This is a genomic window from Gordonia sp. NPDC058843 (assembly GCF_042743165.1).
In the GTDB taxonomy this organism is placed as follows: domain Bacteria; phylum Actinomycetota; class Actinomycetes; order Mycobacteriales; family Mycobacteriaceae; genus Gordonia.
On sequence record NZ_JBHYNC010000018.1, the window covers coordinates 26371 to 50070 of the forward strand.

The window sequence follows — 23700 nt, forward strand, 5'->3', positions numbered from 1 at the left end:
GCGCGGCCGCGCGCTCAGCCCAGCGGCACCCGGCGATAGACACCGTCGGCGGCGTCGGCCGCCTCGATCTCGTCGCGGGAGACACCCAGGATGAACAGGACCCCGTCGAGGAACGGGTGATTCAGCGTGGCGTCGGCGACCTCGCGCAACGCCGGCTTCGCGTTGAAGGCGATACCGAGCCCGGCGACGCTGAGCATGTCGATGTCATTGGCACCGTCACCCACGGCGATCGTCTGCTCCATCGGCACCCCGACCTGGTCGGCGAACGACCGCAGCGCGAGCGCCTTGCCCATCCGGTCGACCACCTCGCCGACGACACGGCCGGTGAGCTTGCCGTCGACGATCTCCAGGGTGTTCGCCCGGACGAAGTCGAGCTCGAGTTCGTGCGCCAGGCCGTCGATGACCTGACGGAAGCCGCCCGACACGAGCCCGCAATGGAATCCGAGCCGGTGCAGCGTGCGAATGGTCGTGCGGGCACCGGGCGTCAGCTCCAGTGACTTCGCGACCTCGTCGAGGACACTCGCGTCGAGCCCGGCCAACGCCTTGACACGTTCGTGGAGGGATTGGGCGAAGTCGAGTTCCCCACGCATGGCCGCCTCGGTCACCGCGGCGACCTCGGCCTCGCGGCCCGCGTGCGCGGCGAGCATCTCGATGACCTCGCCCTGGATGAGAGTCGAGTCGACATCGAAGACGATGAGCCGCTTCGCGCGGCGGGCGAGTCCGCCGCGTTCGACGGCGATATCCACCGAGTGCTTCGCGGCCACCTCGGCGAGGCCCTTGCGGAGCGCGGCGTCCGCGGCGACACCACCGCGACCGGCGACGCTGACCATGAGTTCCAGACCGGTGAGCGGGTAGTCGGCGATACCGCGGATCGAGTCGATGTTGCCGCCCTGGCTGGCCAACTTCGTTGCCACCGCACTGAATGCGGTGGCAGTCATCGGACTTCCGAGGAGAACGACGGCATGCGACGACGGTGAACGACTACCGGGATCGACCCCGATCTCGACCCGCACCTCGAAACCGATCGACGCCATGGCCTGTTCGACGACCTCTTGCAGCGCCTCGGGATCGCGCGTGGCCGAGACGAGCACACCGAGCGTCAGTTGGCCACGGATGACGACCTGCTCGACGTCGAGCAGTGCAACGGCCTGACCGGCCAGCGCACCCATGAGAACAGAGGTGACACCTGGCCGGTCGGGACCGGTGACAGTGATCAGGACGGTCGTACCGGAACTGGCTGTCGAGTCCTTGCTCACCGGTCAGCGCGGATCGGGATCCGGAGACCCCTCGTGCGTTCCCACGGTGAACGGCTCACGACGAGCCTCTTCCATCTGGCGGTCCTTGCCCGCGGCGTGACCCGGGCCCACGTGCGCCTCCGCACGCATCCGGTCGATCATGTGCGGGTAGTGCAGCTCGAACGCCGGACGCTCCGACCGGATGCGGGGCAGCTCGGTGAAGTTGTGACGCGGCGGCGGGCACGAGGTCGCCCACTCGAGCGAGTTGCCGAAGCCCCACGGGTCGTCGACGGTCACGACCTCGCCGTAGCGGTAGCTGCGGAAGACGTTCCACAGGAACGGCAGGGTCGACAGGCCGAGGACGAAGGCACCGACGGTCGAGATGATGTTCAGCGTCGTGAAGCCATCCGACGGGAGGTAGTCGGCGTAGCGACGCGGCATGCCCTCGTTGCCCAGCCAGTGCTGCACCAGGAAGGTGAGGTGGAAGCCGATGAACGTCATCCAGAAGTGGATCTTGCCGATCCGCTCGTCGAGCATGCGTCCGGTCATCTTCGGGAACCAGAAGTAGATGCCGGCGTAGGTGGCGAACACGATGGTGCCGAAGAGCACGTAGTGGAAGTGCGCGACCACGAAGTAGCTGTCGGACAGGTGGAAGTCCAGCGGCGGGCTCGCGAGCAGGACACCGGTCAGACCACCGAAGAGGAACGTGACGATGAAGCCGACGGAGAAGAGCATCGGTGTCTCGAACGTCATGTGGCCGCGCCACATCGTGCCTATCCAGTTGAAGAACTTCACGCCGGTGGGCACCGCGATCAGGAACGTCATGAAGGAGAAGAACGGCAGCAGCACCGCGCCGGTGACGTACATGTGGTGCGCCCACACCGCGGCCGACAGGGCGGCGATGGCCAGGGTGGCGTAGATCAGACCGGAGTAACCGAAGATCGGCTTCCGCGAGAAGACCGGGAAGACCTCGGACACGATGCCGAAGAACGGCAGGGCGATGACGTAGACCTCGGGGTGCCCGAAGAACCAGAAGAGGTGCTGCCAGAGGATGACGCCGCCGTTGGCCGGGTCATAGATGTGTGCACCGAACTGCCGGTCGACCTCGAGACCCATCAGTGCCGCGGTCAGCAGCGGGAAGATGAGGAGGATAAGGACGCTGGTCACCAGGATGTTCCAGGTGAAGATCGGCATGCGAAACATCGTCATACCGGGTGCGCGCAGACAGACCACGGTGGTGACCATGTTGACCGCACCGAGGATGGTGCCGAGACCACCGACGGCCAGGCCCATGATCCACAGGTCCGCGCCGATACCGGGGCTGTGCACGGCGTCGGTCAACGGCGTGTAGGCGGTCCAACCGAAGTCGGCGGCACCACCGGGGGTGATGAAGCCGGCGATCGCGATGGTCGAGCCGAACACGAACAGCCAGAAGCCCAGTGCGTTCAGGCGCGGGAAGGCGACGTCGGGCGAACCGATCTGCAGCGGCAAGACGAAGTTGGCGAAACCGATCACGATCGGGGTCGCATACATCAGCAGCATCACGGTGCCGTGCATCGTGAAGAGCTGGTTGAACTGCTCAGTGGACAAGAACTGCATGCCCGGCACCGCGAGCTCGCCGCGCATCAGCAGGGCCATCAGGCCGCCGATGAGGAAGAACGCGAAGCAGGCGGTGATGTACATCATGCCGATCAACTTGTGATCGGTCGTCGTCAACAGCTTGTAGATGAACGAACCCTTGGGCTGATAGCGCTCCGGGAACGGACGCACTGGAGCCACTTGCGTGGTGGGTTGGTCTACCGCGGTCACAGATCCTCCTCTTGCCCGAACCCGACGCCGAACCCCTTCGGCCGTCGGTCGGCACATGAACAAACCGAGCGCTGGTTACTGATCCTAAACCCTCACCGGCGCCCGAGCCGAGCGGGTCCTACGATCTGTCGTATTCGATGCCGGAGCCACCGGATCGGCAGTGCTCATCGGCTGTTTCTTCGCCGACGCGCCAGGCTCTCGGAGCGACCTCCCGGGTGCCGGTGTCCGGCACCTGGGTGTGCGCATCCGAGCCTACGCCGAGCGCCTCTGGGCCGGTGCTAGGTTGGGCGGGTGCAACGCAGGGTGACGGTCGCGAACGAGGCCGGCAGAAGTGTCGACGCCGCCACCGGCGGCACCCGCCGCTCACCCGTCCGGCGCATGGGCCTGGCGACGACCATCGGCTTGACGGTGCTGGCGCTCGCCGCCTGCTCGGGTGAGCAGCAGCTGACGACCCCGGACGGCTCCCCCATCTCCACTCTGACGACCCGGGTGGCTGAGGTTAACATCGTCTCGGCCGACCGCGACTACGCCGAGACCTGTCTCGCTCCCACCGCACCGGATGCGGGCGAAGCCGATGTGCAACGCATCGTGGTGACCGATCCCGCCGTTCTCGATGCGCTCTGCGCGCTGGGACTCGGACCCGACGTCGTCGCGGTCGCCGCCGAACCCGGGTCCGTCCCCACGTACCTCGGTCCGCAATTGACCTCGGTCCCGGCCATCGGGTCGACGCCGAACGCCGCAGCGGTCGCCGATGCCGACGCCGACCTCGTGATCACCACCGCCGACACCGCCGACTCCGCCCGCCCGTTCACCGGCGTCCGGACCGTCACGATCCCGGCCGACGGCACGTGGCAGGAGGAGTTCCAGGCCGTGGCCGACGCGGTGAACCGCAGCGAGTCGGGCCGAACCCGCCTCGCCGAGTACTCGACCGAGGCCACCAAGACCGGCAGACGGATGGATGCCGCGCACACGCAGGTGTCACTGGTGAGATTCGGGGACGACTCGGAGACCATCGCCGGGATGAACACCTTCGCCGGCCAGGTTCTCGGCGACATCGGCGTCCAGCGACCCGGCCCGCAGCGTGTGCCCGATTCCTTCGCAGTCACCGACCAGAACTTCCGCGACGCCGACGCCGACCTCATATATGTGAGCTTCGACGGCGAGGAGGGCCTCACCCACGGTGAGGAGGTCCTCCTCAGCGACGAATGGCTCAGCCTCGGTGCGCCCGTCTGGAAGCGCGTCCTCGCCGTCGACGACGACGTCTGGTACGAGTCCTCGGGACTCGCCGCCGCCTGGCTGGTCCTCAACGACGTCAAGGGTTCCCTCGACGGGAACTCCTGACCTCTCGTCACCGGTGGCGTAGAGGTCGCACTTCGTTGCGGCAGAAGCAACGAGACGCTACATCTGCGGGGTGCCGGTTTCGGCACTTCGGATCATCCGCGTCCAAACCCTCGCCGCGGCGGCGACGACACATCAGGATCGGCGCATGAGTGTCACCGACGAATACCTCGCGAACAACGCCGAATACGCCAAGACCTTCAACGGCCCGCTGCCCCTGCCGCCGGCCAAGCACGTGGCAGTGGTGGCCTGTATGGACGCCCGCCTCGACGTGTACCGGATCCTCGGACTGAACGAGGGTGAGGCGCACGTCATCCGTAATGCCGGCGGCGTCGTCACCGACGACGAGATCCGATCGCTGGCCATCAGTCAGCGACTTCTCGGCACCACCGAGATCATCCTCATTCATCACACCGACTGCGGCATGCTGACGTTCACCGACGACGACTTCAAGCGCCAGATCCAGGACGAGATCGGGCAGAAGCCCGCATGGTCGGCCGAGGCATTCGGCGATCTCGACGAAGACGTCCGTCAGTCGCTGACCCGGATCGAGAGCAGCCCGTTCGTCACGAAGACGACGTCGCTGCGCGGATTCGTCTTCGACGTCGCGACGGGGCTCCTGCGCGAGGTGTCCTGACCCGCGTCCTCACTCGTCCGTCGAACCGCCGCCCTCGGAGCGCTTGACCGCTTCGGGGGCGTTCTCACGGGTGGCCATCCCGCCCTCGCGCCCGTGGTCCTGCGGGCCCGGCGGGTCCTTCTCCACTTCCTTCTCGGCAGACTTGTCGCTCTCTGACTTCCCCATCGGTACCTCCGTGATCGTCACCGCCGATATGCCGGTTGCGAGGATCGTCGATACCCAGGTCGTCGCGCGGGCAAACCACTGTCCGACGGGTCCGCGACCGGGATCGGTGTCAGGGGACGCCGCTAAACTGGCCGACGATCCTCGATGCCACACGATTCGCCTCCCAGCGGGCAGACTCCCCCGGACTCCGCCCCGAAGCCCCACGCAGCCGAGCCCCTGCACGCCCTGTGGCGGCCGGGCGTCGGCATGGCGGTGTGGGTCGACGGTGACGTGTCCGATCTCGCGCCACCGCTGCGCGACCTCCTCGAGCGCCGCCGGTTCCGCAGCGAGATCCCGGTCGTCGACGCCGACGACCGCCGGCAGTTCGTCCGCGCGGCCACGCTGGGCATGACGTCGGCGATCACGCTTCTCGATGCCTCGCGTCCGGTCGCGGTGACGGGCGACGTCCGGTGGTACCGCCATCTTCTCGACGGCGCACGGTCATTCGTACGGTCCGGGGCGGTGGCGCCGTCGGTGCTGCAGGTCGCCGGTGAGTGGATGGTGCGTTGGGTCGCCGTCGCGACGCCGACGTGGCGCAGTTGGCACGCCGTCGCGGTGGGGAGCGCACCGGATGCATTGCTGCACAACGGGTCCGCAACTGCTCTCGACGACTTTCTCACCGAACTCATCGATCACGAGTGTCGTTCTGTCATCGCCCGTTCCACCGTCCGCCTCGGCGAACCGCGGCCCGCGTCGCCGATCGTGCGGGCGCTGTTGCCCGACGCCGATCCCCGCCCACCCAGCTCACCCGAACGCCTCGCCGCCGCCGCCGGGGGCTGGACGAGGTGGAACTCCGGCGCCCCACGCGACGACCGTTCATTGATCTTTCGTCTGCACGAGCCGGAGTACGACGATCTCGCGGAGAGCCAGTGGGACGACGCCTGGGACGACGACACCTTCGACGTGCCGAGCCGTTCCGAGGTCGCCGAGAACTCGCGGTGGCGATTGCAGGTCTGCCGTCGCAGCATCGACGGTCAGGTCGAACCCGTCGCGCCGCACCGACTCGACGCCCACGAACTCGACGAGCTGACGACCGAACTGGCGACAGCGGTCCGAGAGTTCCCCGATCTCGGCCGGGCCGACCCCGACCGCGGTTCGCTCGACTTCCTGCTGCCGACCGACGTCGCCGAGGAACTCTTCGCCACCGGCGCCGCGGCGCTCGGCGCGGCAGGCATCCCGGTGCTGCTACCCCGGACGATCGCCGAGATCCGCCCGAGTCTCACGCTGCGCGCGCTCGCCCCGCCCGGCGGCGGAGCGCCGGCCGCGATGGTCGGCCTGCGGGAGATCCGTGAGTTCGAGTGGCGCCTGGCCCTCGGCGACACACCCGACGCGATCACGCTCACCGACGCCGACCTCGACGAGTTGTCCGGCCAGAAGGGCGATCTCGTTCGGGTGCGTGGGGTGTGGATGCGAGCCGAAGGAGCCGCGCTCACCCGAGCGGCCGCGTTCGTCGCCGCTCAGCGCGCGCTGGCCGCGACCGAACCGCCGAGCGACTTCGGCGAGTTGTTCAACCTCGTCACGGGCGAGTCCGACCGGCTGCCGGTACCGGTCTCCCGCGTCGAGGGCCTCTCCTGGCTCGACGATGTCGCCGACAGCGGCACCCTGCGTCCCGAATCCATCACGCCACCAGCGGAATTGGCGGCCATCCTGCGCCCCTACCAGCAGCGCGGGCTGGACTGGCTCGCCCATCTGTCGACGCTGGGTGTCGGCGGCGTGCTCGCCGACGACATGGGTCTGGGCAAGACCCTGCAGGTCATCGCGCTGGAATGTCACGAGCGGCGCGATGTGACCGACGAACCCGATGCCGAGCCCGCGAAGCCGACGCTCGTCGTCGGCCCGATGTCCCTGGTCGGCAACTGGGCGCGGGAGTTCGCGCGATTCGCGCCGACGCTCCGCGTGGCGATCCACCACGGTCCCTCTCGTGAGTCCGGGGCCGCCTTCGCAGGGATCCGCGACTCCGTCGACGTCGTGATCACCACGTTCGCGGTCGCGGCGCGCGACCACGAGCTGCTGTCCTCCCGGCCGTGGCATCGGATCGTGGTGGACGAGGCCCAACATCTCAAGAACGTGAACACCATCGCGGCCAAGGCAGTTCGGACGATCCCGGCCGACCATCGCCTCGCCCTCACAGGCACCCCGGTCGAGAATCGGCTGGAGGATCTCCGCGCTGTCGTCGATCTGGTCAATCCCGGTCTGCTCGGATCGGCGTCGGTGTTCCGCGCACGCTACGCCGAACCGATCGAACGAGATCGCGACCCGGCCGCCCTCCGACGGTTGTCCGCAATCACCCGCCCCTTCATCCTGCGCCGCGAGAAGACCGATCCCGCGATCGCCGCCGATCTTCCCGAGAAAGCCGACTTCGCCGTCCGCGCCAACCTCACCGTCGAGCAGGCGGCGCTCTATCGCGCGGTGATCGACGAACTCATGGCAGCGTTGCGGGACAAGCAGCAACGGACTCTCCGACGCCGCAATGTGCTGGCGGCGCTGACTCGCCTCAAGCAGGTCTGCAACCATCCGGCGCACTACCTGTCCGACGGCACCGACCTCGTGCGCGACGGCGAACATCGTTCGGGCAAAGTCGAGTTGCTCGTTGACATCGTGTCCACGGTCGCCGACGAGGGCGACCGCGCGCTGGTCTTCACCCAGTTCGCGACCTTCGGCGACATGCTCTCGTCGTGGCTGAGTTCGGAGTTCGGCACCGAGATCCCGCTCCTCCACGGCGGCCTGGGCCGCACCGAGCGCGACCGCCTCGTCGCCGACTTCCAATCCGACGACGGGCCGCCGGTCCTGCTGGCGACGTTGAAGGCCGGCGGCACCGGACTCAACCTGACCGCCGCCAACAACGTGATCCACGTCGACCGCTGGTGGAATCCGGCCGTCGAAGACCAGGCCACCGACCGTGCCTACCGGATCGGCCAGGATCAGAAGGTGTCGGTTCATCGGTTCGTCTGTGTCGGCACCATCGAGGAGCGCATTGACGACATGATCGCCAAGAAACGTGAACTCTCCCGGTTGACGGTCGCGGCCGGGGAGAACTGGGTGTCCGACCTCGCCGACGACGAGCTCTTCGAACTGTTCCGGCTTCGGGATGAGGCGGTGAGCGAATGACGGTACGTAAGAAGGGCACGCAGCGACGGGGCGAGCGGGGCACGATCGCGGTCCGCGGTTACGGCCTCACCACCTGGTCGCGCGCATTCGTCGACGTCGTCGAGGGACGCGGCGCCGATGGTGAATCGGTCGCCGACAGTCGCCGCATCACCAAGGCGCGCAGATACTTCCGTGATCGGCACCTGCGGGGCCTGCGGATCGGCGCCGGACAGGTGACCGCATCCGTCGAGGGCACCCAGCTCGAACCGTTCGACGTCATCCTGACCACCCGCACCGTAGACACCGGGACGCTCGCCACTCTCCTCCGCGAGCGTGGCGCCGTCGACGAACTCATGTTGCTCACCCGCGGCGAGCAACCTCCGACGCTGGGTGAGCTGCTGGTACCCACCGAGTCGGCCGATGTCGAGACCGATTGCACCTGCCCCGACGAGGCGCCGCGGTGTATCCATGCGCTCGTCACCTGTTACGAGGTGGCTGCCGAGATCGACCGCACCCCGCTGACCCTGCTCACGGTGATGGGCACCGACCTCCGGGCACTGCTGGCCGAGATCGATTCGCGCCCAGCGGTATCTCAGACATCGAACGATGCCGGGTCAGCGGAGTCGTTGCGCCCGGACGACTTCTACGGCACCACCACAACCCTGCCACCGCTGCCGTCGCCGGCGCGGATGAACCCACTGACAGCACTCGACGGCGCGGAGTTGCGCGCCGCGTTGCGCGCGACCGGCGTCGCGCCGGCCGACATCGCCGAGACGATCGACGAACTCGGCGACCTGTACGACCGCCTCACCGCCGACGATTTGTAGCGGAAGACTAGAAGTCCCAGTCCTCATCCTCGGTGTTGACGGCCTTGCCGATGACGTACGAACTGCCCGACCCGGAGAAGAAGTCGTGGTTCTCGTCGGCGTTGGGCGACAGCGCCGACAGGATCGCCGGGTTCACGTCGGTCTCGTCGCGCGGGAACATCGCCTCGTAGCCGAGGTTCATCAGGGCCTTGTTCGCGTTGTAGCGCAGGAACTTCTTGACGTCCTCGCTGAGTCCGACCTCGTCGTAGAGCGCCTCGGTGTAGTCGCTCTCGTTGTCGTACAGCTCGAAGAGCAGCTCGAAGGTGTAGTCCTTGAGCTCCTGGCGACGCTCCGGGGTCTCGACCTCGAGCCCGCGCTGGTACTTGTAACCGATGTAGTACCCGTGGACCGCCTCATCGCGGATGATCAGGCGGATCAGATCGGCCGTGTTGGTGAGCTTCGCGCGGCTCGACCAGTACATCGGCAGGTAGAAGCCGGAGTAGAACAGGAACGACTCGAGCAGTGTCGAGGCGACCTTGCGCTTGAGCGGGTCGTCGCCACGGTAGTAGTCCATGACGATCCGGGCCTTGCGCTGCAGCTGCTCGTTCTCCTCCGACCAGCGGAACGCCTCGTCGATCTCCTTGGTGGAGCAGAGCGTCGAGAAGATCGAGCTGTAGCTCTTGGCGTGCACCGACTCCATGAACGCGATGTTGGTGAGCACCGCCTCCTCGTGCGGAGTGGTCGCGTCCGGGATGAGCGAGACCGCGCCGACTGTGCCCTGGATGGTGTCGAGCAGGGTGAGCCCGGTGAACACCCGCATGGTGAGCTGCTTCTCGTACTCCGTGAGCGTGCCCCACGACGGGATGTCGTTGGACACCGGCACCTTCTCGGGTAGCCAGAAGTTGCCGGTGAGGCGATCCCACACCTCGGCGTCCTTCTCGTCGGGGACGCGGTTCCAGTTGATCGCCGAGACCCGGCTGACCAGCTTGATGGGCGCTCCGTCGGCGGGGCTGTGGCTTTCGGTGGAGGTCATCGCTCTTCCTCGTCTAACGGGTGTGGGCAAGTTCGGAAGCATTGAGATGCGCTGTCGCGCAACGGATCACAACATGCAGCTGACGCAACCCTCCACCTCGGTCCCCTCGAGCGCGATCTGGCGCAGGCGGATGTAGTACAGCGTCTTGATGCCCTTGCGCCATGCGTAGATCTGCGCCTTGTTGACGTCGCGCGTGGTGGCGGTGTCCTTGAAGAAGAGCGTCAGGCTGAGACCCTGGTCGACGTGCTGCGTGGCCGCGGCGTAGGTGTCGATGATCTTCTCGTACCCGATCTCGTACGCATCCTGGTAGTACTCCAGGTTGTCGTTGGTCATGTACGGCGCGGGATAGTAGACGCGGCCGATCTTGCCTTCCTTGCGGATCTCGATCTTGGCGGCGACCGGGTGGATCGAGCTGGTCGAGTGGTTGATGTAGCTGATCGAACCGGTCGGCGGCACGGCCTGCAGGTTCTGGTTGTAGATGCCGTCGCGCTGGACGGCTTCCTTCAGCTCGCGCCAGTCATCCTGTGTCGGGATCGCGATGCCGGCCTGACCGAACAGGTCGCGCACCTTCTGCGTCTCCGGCTCCCACGTCTTGTCGATGTACTTGTCGAAGAACTCGCCGCTCGCGTACTTCGACTTCTCGAAGCCGGTGAACGCCCGGCCGCGCTCCTTGGCGATCCTGTTCGACGCGCGTAGGGCGTGGAACAGCACCGTGTAGAAGTAGATGTTCGTGAAGTCGATGCCCTCGTCACTGCCGTAGAAGACCCGCTCGCGCGCCAGGTAGCCGTGCAGGTTCATCTGCCCCAGGCCGATGGCGTGAGAGTTGTTGTTGCCGTGCTCGATCGAGGGCACCGAGGTGATCGAGGTCTGATCACTCACCGCGGTGAGGCCGCGGATCGCGGTCTCGATGGTCTGGCCGATGTCGGGCGAGTCCATCGTCTTGGCGATGTTCAGCGAACCCAGGTTGCACGAGATGTCCTTGCCCACTTCGGCATAGGACAGGTCGTCGTTGAAGGTCGACGCAGTCGACACCTGCAGGATCTCCGAGCACAGGTTGGAGTGGGTGATCTTGCCGTCGATCGGGTTCGCGCGGTTCACCGTGTCCTCGAACATGATGTACGGGTAACCCGACTCGAACTGCAGCTCGGCGAGCGTCTGGAAGAACTCGCGGGCCTTGATCTTCGTCTTGCGGATCCGGCGGTCCTCGACCATCTCGTGGTACTTGTCGGTCACGTTGACGTCGGCGAACGGGACCCCGTAGACACGCTCGACGTCGTAGGGGCTGAACAGGTACATGTCGTCGTTGGCCTTGGCCAGCTCGAACGTGATGTCCGGGATGACCACGCCGAGGGACAGCGTCTTGATGCGGATCTTCTCGTCCGCGTTCTCGCGCTTGGTGTCGAGGAAGCGATAGATGTCCGGGTGGTGCGCGTGCAGGTACACCGCGCCCGCACCCTGCCGGGCACCGAGCTGGTTGGCGTAGGAGAAGGAGTCCTCGAGCAGCTTCATGATCGGGATGACACCCGAACTCTGGTTCTCGATCTTCTTGATCGGTGCGCCGTGCTCACGGATGTTGCTGAGCAGCAGGGCAACTCCGCCACCCCGCTTCGACAGCTGCAACGCGGAATTGATCGACCGGCCGATCGATTCCATGTTGTCCTCGATACGCAGCAGGAAGCACGAGACCGGCTCACCACGCTGCTTCTTGCCCGAATTGAGGAACGTCGGCGTCGCCGGCTGGAAGCGGCCTTCGATGATCTCATCGGTGAGGTTGCGGGCGAGGGCGGTGTCGCCGTCGGCCAGGGTCAGCGCCACCATGCACACGCGGTCCTCGAAACGCTCGAGGTATCGCTTGCCGTCGAAGGTCTTGAGCGTGTAGCTCGTGTAGTACTTGAACGCCCCGAGGAAGGTCGGGAAGCGGAACTTCTTGCTGTAGGCGTACCCGAAGAGGTCCTTGACGAATTCGCGGTCGTACTTCGCGAGGACCTCGGGCTCGTAGTAGTTCTCCTCGACGAGGTAGTCGAGCTTCTCGTCGAGATCGTGGAAGAAGACCGTGTTCTGGTTGACGTGCTGCAGGAAGTACTGGTTCGCGGCCTCGCGATCCTTCTCGAACTGGATCCTGCCGTCGGCGTCGTACAGGTTGAGCATCGCGTTGAGGGCGTGGTAGTCCAGCTCGCCCGGGTCGTGTCCCGACGGCCCGGGGTGCACGCCCGACTTGCTGGCTGAAGTGGTGTCCGAGACGGCGGCGGTGGGCGACACGACAGATGACTCCTGCGGATAGTGGTGGCTGTTACCGAGGGCCGGCGAGGCCAGAGTATGGGATGGGTACGACAAGCCTTGGAACGCGCGAAGCGCCAGGTCAGGCGGGCGAGGCGCTGAGCGACACACTCGCCGCGAACGCCGGACTCAGGGCGAACTCGGCGAGTCCCGCGCGGACGCGGTCGACATCGTCGGAGGTGCCCATCAATTCGAATCGGTAGAGATAGGGGACGCGACATTTCCGCGCGATGACGTCGCCTGCGTGGCAGAACTCCTCACCGAAGTTCGTGTTGCCCGCCGCGATCACCCCCCTGATCGATGATCGGTTGTGTTCGTCGTTGAGGAAGCGGATGACCTGTTTGGGGACGTAGCCGCCGGGTTGCCCCGTCGCCTTGCCCCCGCCGTAGGTCGGACAGACCAGGACGTACGGCTCGTCGACACGAAAATCACCGGTCCGATCGAGGACCGGGATGCGCAGGGCGCGCATCTCCAGCTTCTCGACGAACCGGTGGGTGTTCTCCGATACGGAGGAGAAGTACACGATCAACGGCGATTCTGCCGCCATGTCTCCTCCAGCCTGGTCGTTCTCGTGGATCTCGCCTGCCGGAGAACTCCGGCAGTGCACTGTCGGTATCAACGCCGTGTCCGGCGTGTCCATTTCCTCGATGACTTGTCGATGCTGTGCGATCCGGCTTCCCCGTCGGATCGGCTCCGCACCGCCAGTCCGGCGGGCGTCGTCACCGTCACGGTGACGACGGATCAGGCAGCGGCGGTGGCGAGTGCCTTGATCCGATCGGGACGGAAGCCCGACCAGTGTGCGTCGTCGGCAACCACGACCGGCGCCTGCAGGTAACCGAGCGCCATCACGTAATCACGTGCTTCGGCGTCCTCGCTGATGTCGACGATCTCGTAGGACAGACCCTGCTTGTCGAGGGCCTTGTAGGTGGCATTGCACTGGACGCAGGCCGGCTTGGTGTAGACGGTGATTGACATTCGGAGGTGCTCCTCGGGTCGTAGGAATCGCCAGTGACGTGCGGTTTTCCAGCGTGAAGAAGGTGATCTGGATCACCATCGTGGCGGCTTCGTCGAGGAGTCGAACTGCTTCTCGTCTTGTGCCTGACTGGTACGGCAAACACTACACCTAGTGGCTGACATTTCTGGTCACCACAAGGGGTTGTGAATAACATTGATGGAAGACATGCAGGTCGGAGAGGTGCACGATCACAAATCCGGGCGTGTCCACCGCATGTTCGGCGTGTCGCTCACATGTTGTCCCGAGGCGGTCCACAACATGTCCACCGACCATCCACAGCCGGACGTCGCCGACCCCGAACACGACGACGCCGCGCCGGGCAGAGCCGGGCGCGGCGTCGGTACGTCGGTACGAGGTCAGGCGCTGACCGACGCCTCGTCCACCAGCCGGGCGACAGAGGCGACGACCTTCTCGACGATCTCCGGATCGCTCAGTCCGCCCTCGGGGAGAGCTGCGACCTGCAGGCCGAGGTCGGCCTCCTCGATCGCGCGACCCCCGGCGATGCCGACCGACTTACGGGTGTCCTCGCGCGTCCACGCGCCGCCGTACTGACCGAGCGCAGCGCTCAGCACCGCGACGGGCTTACCGGTCAGCGCACCGGTGCCGTAGGGCCGCGACAGCCAGTCGATGGCGTTCTTCAGCGCCGCGGGGATGGTGCCGTTGTACTCCGGCGTGGCGATGAGGACGCCATCGGCAGCACCCACGACCTGGCGCAGCTTCGCCACCCCGGCGTCGAGCTGATCCTCGACATCGACGTCTTCGCTGTAGAACGGCAGCGAGCCGAGGTCGTCGACGACGGTGACATGAACTCCGGCGGGCGCGTTGTCTGCGGCCACGTGAGCGAGCTGACGGTTCAGGGAGGCGGCGCGCAGGCTTCCGACCAGCGCGACCAGTTCGACGACTCGTTCCGACATGTGATTCCTCTCGATGGCACAGGTGGTCCGCAGGGACCTTGTCTACGACTTGCTTTAACCGGACCAGGGTCCGATTCATTCCGCATCTGGTCAAGAGTTACGCTCATCACGTGCCGAATGGGCCCGACCACTCCCCGCTCCACATCTCGCTCAACCCCTCGGGGACCGAACGTGCCGACGCCGCACGTAACCGACGTCTGTTGCTGGCTGCCGCGAAGAACCTGATCGACCACCACGGCGCGGCCGCGGTGACCATGGAGGCGGTGGCCCGCGAGGCAGGTGTGGGCAAGGGCACAGTATTCCGTCGATTCGGCAGCCGGACCGGTCTCATGCTCGCCCTACTCGACCACAGCGAGTCCGAGATCCAGCAGGCCTATCTGTCCGGTCCGGAGCCGCTCGGCCCCGGCGCACCCCCGCTCGACCGCCTGCTCGCCTACGGTCGAGCCCGTCTCAAACTCACCTCCGACCACCTGGACATCCTGCTGGAGGCAGGCGCGGGCGCCGAGGACTTCATGAGCCACCCGGTGGCCCGGACGTCAACTCAACATGTGCAGATCTTGTTGCGCCAGTTGGGTTTCGATGAGTCGATCGACTTCTTGGCGCTCACCGTCCAGGGGCCACTGTGGGCGAGCTCGGTGCGCTATCTATTGGTGGACGTCGGTCTCGACCTCGAGACGATCATCGATCAGTGGCAGAAGATGGTGACCGCGCTCGTCACCGGTCACCACCGGTCCTGAACCTCGTTGGCTCCGCACGGCCCGTGACATCGTGGCCAGACGGACAGCCGAGCCGTTGCCGAGGCGCTCGTCGCGCGCCGGGACGCCCGGACACCTAGCCTGGGTTCCTGTGAAAGCAGTGATCATCGGCGCCGGTATGGGCGGGACCTCGGCGGCCATCGCGTTGCGACAGCTCGGCCACGAGGTCGAGGTGTACGAACAGGTCACCGAGAACAGACCGGTGGGCGCGGCGATCTCGGTGTGGTCCAACGGGGTGAAGTGTCTCAATCACCTGGGGCTGGAAGCGGAGACGGCTGCACTCGGCGGCATCGTCGACTCGATGAGCTACATCGACGCCTTCACCGGAGAGACCATGTGCCGCTTCAGCATGGCACCGCTCATCGACGAGGTCGGACAACGTCCGTATCCGATCGCCCGCGCCGAACTACAACTCATGCTGATGAACGCATTCGGGCACGACGAGATCCGATTCGGCAAGAAGATGGTCGCCGTCCACGACGGCCCGGAGCGCGCCACCGTCGAATTCGCCGACGGCAGCACCGCTCACGGTGACATCGTCATCGCCGCCGATGGCGCGAGATCGCTTGCCCGCGAACACGTGCTCGGCCACGCCGTCGAACGCCGCTACGCGGGATACGTCAACTTCAACGGGCTGGTCCCGATCGACGAGGAGATCGGGCCGGCCACCGAATGGACCACCTACGTGGGTGATTCGCGAAGAGTGTCGGTGATGCCGGTGGCGGGCAACCGGTTCTACTTCTTCTTCGACGTCACCATGCCGGAAGGAGTCCCGTTCGAACGCGGTACGGCACGTGACGTGCTCGCCGAGGAGTTCGCGGGATGGGCGCCCGGGGTCCAGAAGCTGATCGAGACACTGGATCCCGCGACCACGAACCGGGTGGAGATCCTCGACATCGACCCGTTCCACACGTGGGTGAGAGGACGAGTCGCCCTGCTCGGAGACGCCGCACACAACACGACTCCCGACATCGGCCAGGGCGGCTGCTCGGCGATGGAGGACGCGATCGCACTGCAGTTCGCCTTCCGCGACCATGCCGACGATCCGCACGCGGCACTCGCCGCCTACGAGGCGTCGCGCACCGAACGGGCCGCCGACCTCGTCCTGCGAGCGCGCAAGCGCTGTGACGTCACCCATGGGAAAGACCCGGAGGCGACCGCCGCCTGGTACGAAGAGCTACGGTCCGAGGACGGCACGAACGTCATCCGCGGCATCGTCGGAAACATCATCGGCGGTCCGCTGACGTAGGACCGAAGCCGGCGGCCGATCATCCCTCTGCTGCCGGTCCCTCCGTGCGCTCCGCGCCGGCTTCCAGTTCGGCGGTCTCGAGGCCGTCGTGCGCGACCAGTGCGTTCTCGCGCGAGAGGGTCGGCCCGGGCGCCAGCAGCGACACCACCGACCATGGCGCGAGGGACGGCGAGTCCCCGAGTCCGAGGATGCCGCCGGTCTCGAAATCCGGGACTCCGAATCGCACGCCCGAATCGTTGACGTAGAACAGGGATTCGGTGCGTGAGCTGTCGGCCTCGTTGCCGGTCACCTGCAGGTACTCGCCCGAACCCGGCGGCATGTACACCGCGTCGAGGTTCGGCCCGGCGCCGTCGGACGATGTCAGTCGGACCGGCACCGCATCGGAACCGAGCGGTAGTTCACGGCCGGCGAGCAGCGAGGTCTGTGCCCGGGGCTCGCCGGTGCCGCGAGTCCAGGTGCGGCACAGCGTCGGATCGCCGCTCACGTCCAGCAGCTCCGGCTCGAGTTCGGGAAAGTCCGAGACGGGTTCCGAACTCACGGTCTTCAACGCGGCGAGCCGTCCCGGGGCGACGGTGGTCACGGGTGCGGCGTCGGAGTCGGCCAGCCGCATGATCTCGGCAGTAGGGGCGCTGATCTGCTGGACCCCATCACGCAGGACGAGGTGATAGGCCGTCGAGTCATCGACGCCGACCGATTTGACGACACTACCGATGCTCGCCCCCTCGACCGCGCCCGGCTGACCGGACCCCGAGATCTCCGGCACCGCAAGCGGATCGACGAGCGGGAAGGTGTTCAGCAGCCCGGCGGACATCTGCCTCGGGGTGGCCCCCTCCAGTCCGAGCGCACGCAGGACCGGCACGCTCTCGGTGTCGACCGCGGCACGAACCGGGCTCCAGACCCCGTCCCGGAACAGTTGATACACCAGGAAGGTCTGGTCGCCGGCGTCCACGAGCACGGCATCGGCGGGACGCCCCACCCCGATCGAATCGCCCAGGCGCGGCGTCTCGGCGATGACGGTCTGCTCGATGGACTCGGTCGGCGACTCCGACACGGTCGACGAATCGCACACCGTCCAGGTCGAGGAGTCCGCATGCGACGACCCCGGAAGTGCCGCCGGCGCCCCGGGGATACCCAGCAGGGGTCCACGGGGGTACGGCTTGAGCTTGTTGTCCCCGACCGACGTCGGCGATTCCGAACTGCCGGTGATCAGCCGGGCGGAGGCCAGATTGAGGACGGGATGCAGGGTGTCCTCGATCAATACGTAGGTGCTGCCGCTGTTCTTGCTCACGATGATGGTGGCGTCGCCGACCGAGCCCTGCGGCCGGATCAGACCCCAGATACCGCATCCGCCGAGGACCAGCAGGCCGAGGACCGTACCGACCACGAGAGCCTGCAACTGGGTACGCATGGGATCGTGCAGCATGCGGACGTCGCGTCGTACCAGCGCGTGCTCGAGCCGCTTGATCAGGAAACGGTAGCCGTTGACCTGGGCCTTGGTCGTCAGCTGACGTGCCACGACTCCCCCTGTCCGCACCCGGCTCGCACCGTCGGACCGGGTCCGGCGGCGGGCGGGTTGTGATCTCCTGCGGCATACCCCCTGCCGCGCGGTAGTAGCCTAACCGACAAAGATGCCCCTGACGTGTGGGGCTCCACCGCTTGTGGACACGCGCGGTGGGCGCCACGTGACAATCGGGCAGCGGTGATCGAGGGGGTCGCAACCGTGGAGCGGAACACGCGTGGGATGGCACTGCCCACACTCGTCGTGATCGAGGCGATCCTGGCGGTCGGGCTGGTCGTCTGGACCGTCTCCGGCAGCGTGTGGGGGGCAACCGCGCTCGGCGTGGCCGCGATCGTCTCGGCAGGCCTGGTGCGCGTGGGCGGTCGGCGGTCATTGTTCGGCCGGATGGCCGCCCACCTGTCGTTCTCGTGGTCGCGCATGCGCCGCGATCATGCCGACCTCGCCCCGGCCCCGTTCGACATCCCGCTGCCCGCACCCACCACGCACACCGCCGCACGACGTTCCTCGGCGCCGACGACCATCGGCGCGCGATGGGTCGGGGACACGCTGGTGACGGTCGTCCGAGTGGATCCGGGCGGTCCGGCCGTCACCTACCTCACCCCGGGGCACAGCGAACTGAGCGACGAATCGGGACAGGTGGTGCCCCTCGGTGTCCTGGCCGAGTGCATCAGCCCCTACGACATCCAGCTCAGCTCCATCGAGGTCATCAGCCACGGTGTGCGCGTGTGGGGTTCGGGCGTGGCACCGGCCACCTATGACCGCACTCTCGGCCCGCTGTCGGCAACGGCCCAGCGGTCGGTGCTGGTCGTCCTCCGGCTCAACCCCCTCGACTGTGCCGACGCCGTTGCCCGGCGTGGCGGCGGCGCGACCGGTGCTCTGCGGACCGCGACCGTGACCACCAGGCGGGTCGCGAAAAGGCTTGCCGAACAGGGATTGTCGACAACGATCTTGTCGGCGGCGCAGATCACCGCCATCGCGACGCAGCTGACCGAGGGTGCGAGTCTCGATTCGCTCGCGGAGGAGCGTGACTCGGTTGGTGTGGCCGGCCTGCGGATGCGCAGCGCCGCCGTCGAACCGGCCGCGCTCGCCGATGTGATGCGCGGCGTCTGGGTCAACTCCGCGGTCTCCACGACCGTCACCGTCAAGCTCCGTTCTCGAGCGACCGAGGGCAGGCGTCGTGGTGATCGCACGACGGTCGAGGTGTCCGGGATCGTCCGCTTCAACGAGTTCCCCGCCGCGCGGCGCGCGATCACCGAGTGGCCCGCCGGGTTGATCCCCCTCGACGGCCGCCAGTTCGACGCTCTTGCAGCGAGCCTGCCCATCTCGACGCCCACTCGCCTCGACCGGGTCCTCCCCGCGCTCACCGGTCCCGAGGCGGAGGAGTTCCTCACCTCGGCACGTATTCCGGCGGGCGGTTGCGGGCAGTTGATCGGGGCCGATCACGCCGGTCGCGCAGTCGCCACCCGGCTCGTCGGGCCCGGCATCCCCACCGTCTCGGTCGCCGCGGGGCTCCACGTCGTCGCCCAGATCGCCCTGCGCGCGGTGGCGGCCGGCGCCGCGGTACGCGTGCACACCGATCGCCCGCACCGATGGACGCCGGTCGTCACCGCCGTGGGCGACCCGAGTGCGCTGTCGCTCTCGGGCGACCGCACTCCGGCGCGCCCCGGTCCGGCACTGATCATCGTCGACGGCGTCGCACCGCCTTCTCCCCAACCCGACACCACCCGCATGATCGTCGTCGCACCGGGTCTCGGCGAACCCACCGATGGCGCCACCGTTGCGCTGCGACAGAATCCGCGTACACCGCAGGACATCTCACTCGACACCGGTGGCCGGCCGATCCTGGTGACCATGGTCGCGACCCCCGACGAATGGACCCTGATCGGCGGCTATCCGGAACCCGCCGCCGCCACACCGGCGGCACCTGTCCGACGCTGATCCACCCGGCGAGATCGGTACCGCGACCGGATCACTCGGCAGCGGTCGCCACCGTCGAGGTCAGTCCGGGATGCGCCGACACCGCGGCCGGCACCAGTGCGCGGTAGAAGACCGCTCGCGCCGACGCCGCGCGGACGATGACGTCCGGGTCCTCGTCGGTGATCCACATCGCCCGGCCGGCCGGCACGGTGAGCGGATTCCCGCCCGCCGGCCGGACCTCCACCGCGCCGCTGAGCACGGCGAGGATCTGCGGCCCGGGCATGTCGAAACAGATCGACGACGCGTGATGAAGTCCCGTGCCGTCCAGTTCGATCCGCGACAGCCGGAACTCCGGGGCGGGGGTGAGATAGATGCGCTCGGCACCGATCGTCCGGACCTGCGGGGTCAGGTCGGTGACGTCGACCGGGGTGAAGTCCAGGACACGCAACAGTTCGGGGACGTCGATGTGCTTGGGTGTCAGCCCGCCCCGTAGGACATTGTCGGAGTTCGCCATGATCTCCACACCGGTACCGCGAAGGTAGGCGTGCAGGTTGCCCGCGGCGAGATAGAGTCCTTGCCCGGGTTCGAGGTGGATGTTGTTGAGGAGCAGCGACGCCAGGACACCGGGGTCGTTCGGGTAGGCCTCCCCGAGTTCACAGACCGTGCGCAATTCGGCGACGAACTCGGTCTCACCCGCACTGAGGACGGTGACCGCGCCGGCGAGTACCGCCGGAACCAGTTGGCGGAGCATGGACTCGGGCAGCGTCAGCCACGTCGTGAACAGCGCCCGCAAACCCTCGGAATCCGGTTGGCCGGCCAGCATTCCGAGATAGGGGTCGAGTTCGCTCACCTGCAGCGCGCGGAGCAACCGGACGGTGTCCTCCGGTCGGCGGAAACCGGCCAGCGCGTCGAACGGGGTCGTGGCGACGATCAATTCGGGCTTGTGCCACGGATCTCGGTAGTTGCGGTCGCGGGCGTCGAGGGCGACACCGCGGGCGTTCTCGCGCTCGAATCCCGCGCGCGCCTGTTCGGCGGACGGGTGGGCCTGCAGGGACAGCGGCTCGTCGGCGGCGAGCACTTTCAGCAGGAACGGCAGCCGCTCGCCGAAGGCAGCCGTGCTCGCCGCGCCGAGCGTCCCGATCGGGTCCGCATCGATCACGTCGACGAGATCCTGCTGAATCCCCGCCACGTCCACGCATCGAGCCGAACCCGCGGGATGGGACCCGAACCACAGTTCGGCCTCCGGGTGTGCCGAGGGCACCGGCCTGCCCTGTATCGACGCGATCGCCGTCCGTGAACCCCACGCATAGGGCCGCACCACACCGTCGATAATCCTCATTGCATCGCGTTCCCAACCAGGCGGAGGTACACCGCCGCCATCTCGACCCGTAGTGCCACGATCAGGAAATCCAGTACATCCCCCGGGCCGTCGGCCACCGGATCCTCGCCCGGCACCGGGCGCCGGTCGTCCCATTCTCGGCCGTCCGTGCCCCCGGCGGCCGAAGTCTCTTGTGCACGATCGAGTCCGACGAGCAGATCGACCTCGCCCAGACCTGCGACGCGCTGGCGCGTGTACCACTCTCGTCGGCCGGTCGAGACGACCTGAACCCGCGGCGCGGGTGCCGACGGAGGACCGTCGAAGTCGGGATCGTAGAAGATGGAGTCCGCGACCGGCCCGCTGTCCGGGCGCGCTCCCAGTAACTGAACCATTCGCGAGACGTCCGCAAGTTCGGCTGCAGCGCTGACGATCCCGGACAATCCGACCAATCCCGCAACCGCGTGACGGGCGATGGCCGCGCCGGCGGGGCTGTCCGCCGTCCAGACCGTGGGGCGTCCCTGGATACGCAGCGCCAGCGACTTCGCCCGGTTGTGGAACGCATCGCGCGCCGGATGTCCGGTGGAGGCCTCGGCGTCGAGTGCGTCGGCGAGGTCGTCGAGCGTGGGCGCGGCACCGGTGAAGCGGACCTGGGTCAACGCCCCGAACACCGCGAGCAATGCCGCGGCGAAACCGACGAACCGGAAGCGGGGTTCGATGTCGAAGCGGGGCGCGAGGTTGATCCCGTTGCCTCCCAGTGCATCCTGAAGCGGGCCGGCCACCGGGGCCACCACCACGACTTCGGCCCGCCTGCGCAGCGCCCGCGCGGCCGCGTCGGCGAGCGCGAGATCTCCGGCGTCATCGCCTGCGACGATCACGACGTCCAGCGGCCCGATCCACCCGGGCAACACCGGACCGCTGACCACCGGGACGTCCACCCGGGCGGCAAGTGTCGCCACCGCGAAATCGGTCGCCCGATGGGACACCCCGCTGGAGCCGTGGACCACGACGACGCTACGGGGACGCAGTTCGGCGAGGGGTGAGAGAACCCCTTCGCGGACCGCTTCGGCAACGGCACGTACCTGGGCGCCGGCGAGTGCGACCGCTCTCAGCACACCGTCGACATCCGCGGAGATCAGCTCCTCGGCGTTGTCGAGGTCGGGGGAACCGGTTCGCATGTCACCAGGGTAGCCAGCTCGCGGGGTCGGCGCGCACGTACTCGGCACAGTTCCGGGAACTCCGGCCACGGCAGACGTGGGGGCCGAGACCACCGACGCGGCCAGGTGGCGACGTCTCCCCTCGACGTCCTCGGGGTCCACGCCCCCCGCGCGGTGGTGACCGGTCAGTCGACCGGGTCCGGAAGTACCCGTAGGTGGCCACGACGGCCCGGACGCGGCCGGGTCTGGTGACGCGGCGCCGCAGACGACTGCGACGGCGCGTCGACCGGGCCGGCGCGATGACGCCCGGACCGGCGGTCGTCCACGGCGTCACGGTGGGCGTCGGCGAAGTGGGTGTCCTCGAAGGCATCGAGCGCGTCGATCGGACCGCGATCGACATATCGTGCGCGTCCGCCGCCGGCGACGGCGCCGGCCTCCCGGACCGCCTCGGCGAGTGCGGTCAGTTCTTGATCCTCGGCCGGCGGCGCGGAGAATCCCCGCTCGCTGCGCAGCATCTCCCACCCGCGCGGGACGGTGATCCCGCGGGCGTGGTCGTCGCACAGGTCCCAGGAGTGCGGCTCCTGCGACGTCGCCAGCGGACCGATCACCGCGGTGGACTCGGCGTAGACGAAGGTCAGGGTAGCCACCGCAGATCGGGCGCAGCCGGGTCGGCAGCACAGACGGGGAAGCTTCACGTGACGAGATTAGCCCTCGTCGCTCGCAACCACGTCGGCGACACGCTCACGGCCGGACCGACCGGACACGACAAGGGGCACGAGAAGAGACACGGGCAACCAGAGGAGACACGGGCAACCAGAGGAGACACGGACTCATCCGACCTCCTACACTCTCGCCATGCGTATCGACCCGAAGCCGACTCCACGTGGCGCCTCCGGCCTGCCGGAGTCGCGCCGCGGTCGTCGGCGCGTCGGTCGTCACCGTGACCGTCGCGGACGCGGGCTGCGCTCACCGCTGCTCCCGCAGGGTGTACCCGCCCACAACAGCCGGTCCGACGAATTCGACGCGGTCGCGCTGGAGGCCTTCGCCGAGATCGACGCGCAGTGGCACGATCAGATCGCCGGGCTCGACATCGCCGTGGACGAGATCCCCCGCCTGCTGCCCCGCGATCCCGAGACCGTCGAGTGGCCCGACGAGGTGACAGCCGACGGAGCCGTCCCACTCGCCCGGTTGATCCCGGCCGGGATGGATGTGAACGGAGCGCCGACGCGTGCGCAGATCATCCTGTTCCGCCGGCCCCTGGAGTCCCGCGCCAAGAAGGGCACCGAGTTGCTGGACCTGATCCACGAGGTCCTCGTACAGCAGGTGGCAACGCACCTGGGCGTCGACGAAGACACGATCGACCGCGGACCAGAATGATCCGCGGTCGAAATACTGCGGTAGCCGTTAGGCCGACCGACAGTCGAGTTTGATCG

General features: G+C 67.4%; 20 protein-coding genes. 8 read left to right on the plus strand and 12 right to left on the minus strand.

Annotated elements, in window-relative coordinates; genetic code table 11:
* Positions 1-14: 14 nt before the first annotated feature.
* Both serB and ctaD read right to left on the minus strand, forming a co-directional pair.
* Positions 15-1256: a phosphoserine phosphatase SerB gene (gene serB, locus ACFW3F_RS13860; protein WP_388058222.1), complete on the minus strand. Its 1242-nt coding sequence runs from the start codon at positions 1254-1256 to the stop codon at positions 15-17.
* A gap of 3 nt (positions 1257-1259) precedes the next feature.
* A complete protein-coding gene (gene ctaD, locus ACFW3F_RS13865) occupies positions 1260-3044 on the minus strand; it encodes a cytochrome c oxidase subunit I (protein ID WP_388058224.1) in 1785 nt (594 codons plus the stop codon).
* Positions 3045-3335: 291 nt separating this feature from the next.
* Between ctaD and ACFW3F_RS13870 the strand changes: the two genes are divergently transcribed.
* Together ACFW3F_RS13870 and ACFW3F_RS13875 are read left to right on the plus strand one after the other, a co-directional pair.
* The gene (locus tag ACFW3F_RS13870; RefSeq protein ID WP_388058226.1) at positions 3336-4385 is read left to right on the plus strand and encodes an ABC transporter substrate-binding protein; all 1050 of its coding nucleotides are present in this window, start codon (positions 3336-3338) and stop codon (positions 4383-4385) included.
* 145 nt (positions 4386-4530) lie between these two features.
* On the plus strand, positions 4531-5019 hold the full coding sequence (locus ACFW3F_RS13875; protein ID WP_388058228.1) for a beta-class carbonic anhydrase: 489 nt from the start codon (positions 4531-4533) through the stop codon (positions 5017-5019).
* A gap of 9 nt (positions 5020-5028) precedes the next feature.
* Here the strand turns inward: ACFW3F_RS13875 and ACFW3F_RS13880 are convergent, their stop codons facing one another.
* Positions 5029-5184, minus strand: coding sequence for a hypothetical protein (locus ACFW3F_RS13880; RefSeq protein WP_388058230.1), 156 nt, complete (start codon positions 5182-5184; stop codon positions 5029-5031).
* 144 nt (positions 5185-5328) lie between these two features.
* Here ACFW3F_RS13880 and ACFW3F_RS13885 point away from each other — a divergent pair, with 144 nt between their 5' ends.
* Positions 5329-8331, plus strand: coding sequence for a DEAD/DEAH box helicase (locus ACFW3F_RS13885; protein WP_388058232.1), 3003 nt, complete (start codon positions 5329-5331; stop codon positions 8329-8331).
* The gene (locus ACFW3F_RS13890; RefSeq protein ID WP_388058233.1) at positions 8328-9137 is read left to right on the plus strand and encodes a hypothetical protein; all 810 of its coding nucleotides are present in this window, start codon (positions 8328-8330) and stop codon (positions 9135-9137) included. The genes ACFW3F_RS13885 and ACFW3F_RS13890 overlap by 4 nt, the downstream gene beginning before the upstream one ends.
* Before the next feature lie 7 nt (positions 9138-9144).
* On the opposite strand, the gene nrdF is transcribed toward ACFW3F_RS13890, so the two are convergent.
* The 5 genes from nrdF to ACFW3F_RS13915 all read right to left on the minus strand — a co-directional run bounded on the left by nrdF (position 9145) and on the right by ACFW3F_RS13915 (position 14355).
* Positions 9145-10149, minus strand: a complete 1005-nt coding sequence (gene nrdF / locus ACFW3F_RS13895; protein WP_010841379.1) for a class 1b ribonucleoside-diphosphate reductase subunit beta — start codon at positions 10147-10149, stop codon at positions 9145-9147.
* Positions 10150-10215: 66 nt separating this feature from the next.
* On the minus strand, positions 10216-12408 hold the full coding sequence (gene nrdE, locus ACFW3F_RS13900; RefSeq protein WP_388058235.1) for a class 1b ribonucleoside-diphosphate reductase subunit alpha: 2193 nt from the start codon (positions 12406-12408) through the stop codon (positions 10216-10218).
* 100 nt (positions 12409-12508) lie between these two features.
* Positions 12509-12973 (minus strand): class Ib ribonucleoside-diphosphate reductase assembly flavoprotein NrdI, encoded by a 465-nt coding sequence (gene nrdI / locus ACFW3F_RS13905; RefSeq protein WP_388058237.1) that lies wholly within the window; start codon positions 12971-12973, stop codon positions 12509-12511.
* Between the two features lie 194 nt (positions 12974-13167).
* A complete protein-coding gene (locus ACFW3F_RS13910) occupies positions 13168-13401 on the minus strand; it encodes a redoxin NrdH (RefSeq protein ID WP_388058239.1) in 234 nt (77 codons plus the stop codon).
* Between the two features lie 396 nt (positions 13402-13797).
* Positions 13798-14355, minus strand: coding sequence for an NAD(P)H-dependent oxidoreductase (locus tag ACFW3F_RS13915; protein WP_388058241.1), 558 nt, complete (start codon positions 14353-14355; stop codon positions 13798-13800).
* Between the two features lie 110 nt (positions 14356-14465).
* On the opposite strand from ACFW3F_RS13915, the gene ACFW3F_RS13920 reads away from it, so the two are divergent.
* Complete coding sequence (locus tag ACFW3F_RS13920) at positions 14466-15092, plus strand: TetR/AcrR family transcriptional regulator (protein ID WP_388058243.1); 627 nt, start codon at positions 14466-14468, stop codon at positions 15090-15092.
* A 109-nt stretch (positions 15093-15201) separates the two neighbouring features.
* Entirely contained in the window at positions 15202-16359 is a 1158-nt protein-coding gene (hpxO, locus tag ACFW3F_RS13925; RefSeq protein ID WP_388058245.1) for an FAD-dependent urate hydroxylase HpxO, read from the plus strand.
* Positions 16360-16378: 19 nt separating this feature from the next.
* Here hpxO and eccB read toward each other — a convergent pair whose 3' ends face one another.
* Positions 16379-17875 carry a type VII secretion protein EccB gene (eccB, locus tag ACFW3F_RS13930; RefSeq protein ID WP_388058247.1) on the minus strand — a complete coding sequence of 499 codons (1497 nt, stop codon included), beginning with the start codon at positions 17873-17875 and terminating at the stop codon, positions 16379-16381.
* A gap of 225 nt (positions 17876-18100) precedes the next feature.
* On the opposite strand from eccB, the gene eccE reads away from it, so the two are divergent.
* Positions 18101-19816: a type VII secretion protein EccE gene (eccE, locus tag ACFW3F_RS13935; protein ID WP_388058249.1), complete on the plus strand. Its 1716-nt coding sequence runs from the start codon at positions 18101-18103 to the stop codon at positions 19814-19816.
* A 31-nt stretch (positions 19817-19847) separates the two neighbouring features.
* On the opposite strand, the gene manA is transcribed toward eccE, so the two are convergent.
* The 3 genes from manA to ACFW3F_RS13950 all read right to left on the minus strand — a co-directional run bounded on the left by manA (position 19848) and on the right by ACFW3F_RS13950 (position 22962).
* A complete protein-coding gene (gene manA / locus ACFW3F_RS13940) occupies positions 19848-21134 on the minus strand; it encodes a mannose-6-phosphate isomerase, class I (RefSeq protein WP_388058251.1) in 1287 nt (428 codons plus the stop codon).
* The gene (locus tag ACFW3F_RS13945) at positions 21131-22288 is read right to left on the minus strand and encodes a hypothetical protein (protein ID WP_388058253.1); all 1158 of its coding nucleotides are present in this window, start codon (positions 22286-22288) and stop codon (positions 21131-21133) included. The genes manA and ACFW3F_RS13945 overlap by 4 nt, the downstream gene beginning before the upstream one ends.
* A gap of 164 nt (positions 22289-22452) precedes the next feature.
* The gene (locus tag ACFW3F_RS13950) at positions 22453-22962 is read right to left on the minus strand and encodes a DUF3499 domain-containing protein (RefSeq protein ID WP_388058255.1); all 510 of its coding nucleotides are present in this window, start codon (positions 22960-22962) and stop codon (positions 22453-22455) included.
* A 160-nt stretch (positions 22963-23122) separates the two neighbouring features.
* Here ACFW3F_RS13950 and ACFW3F_RS13955 point away from each other — a divergent pair, with 160 nt between their 5' ends.
* Positions 23123-23644: a metallopeptidase family protein gene (locus ACFW3F_RS13955; protein ID WP_086534562.1), complete on the plus strand. Its 522-nt coding sequence runs from the start codon at positions 23123-23125 to the stop codon at positions 23642-23644.
* Positions 23645-23700: the final 56 nt, after the last annotated feature.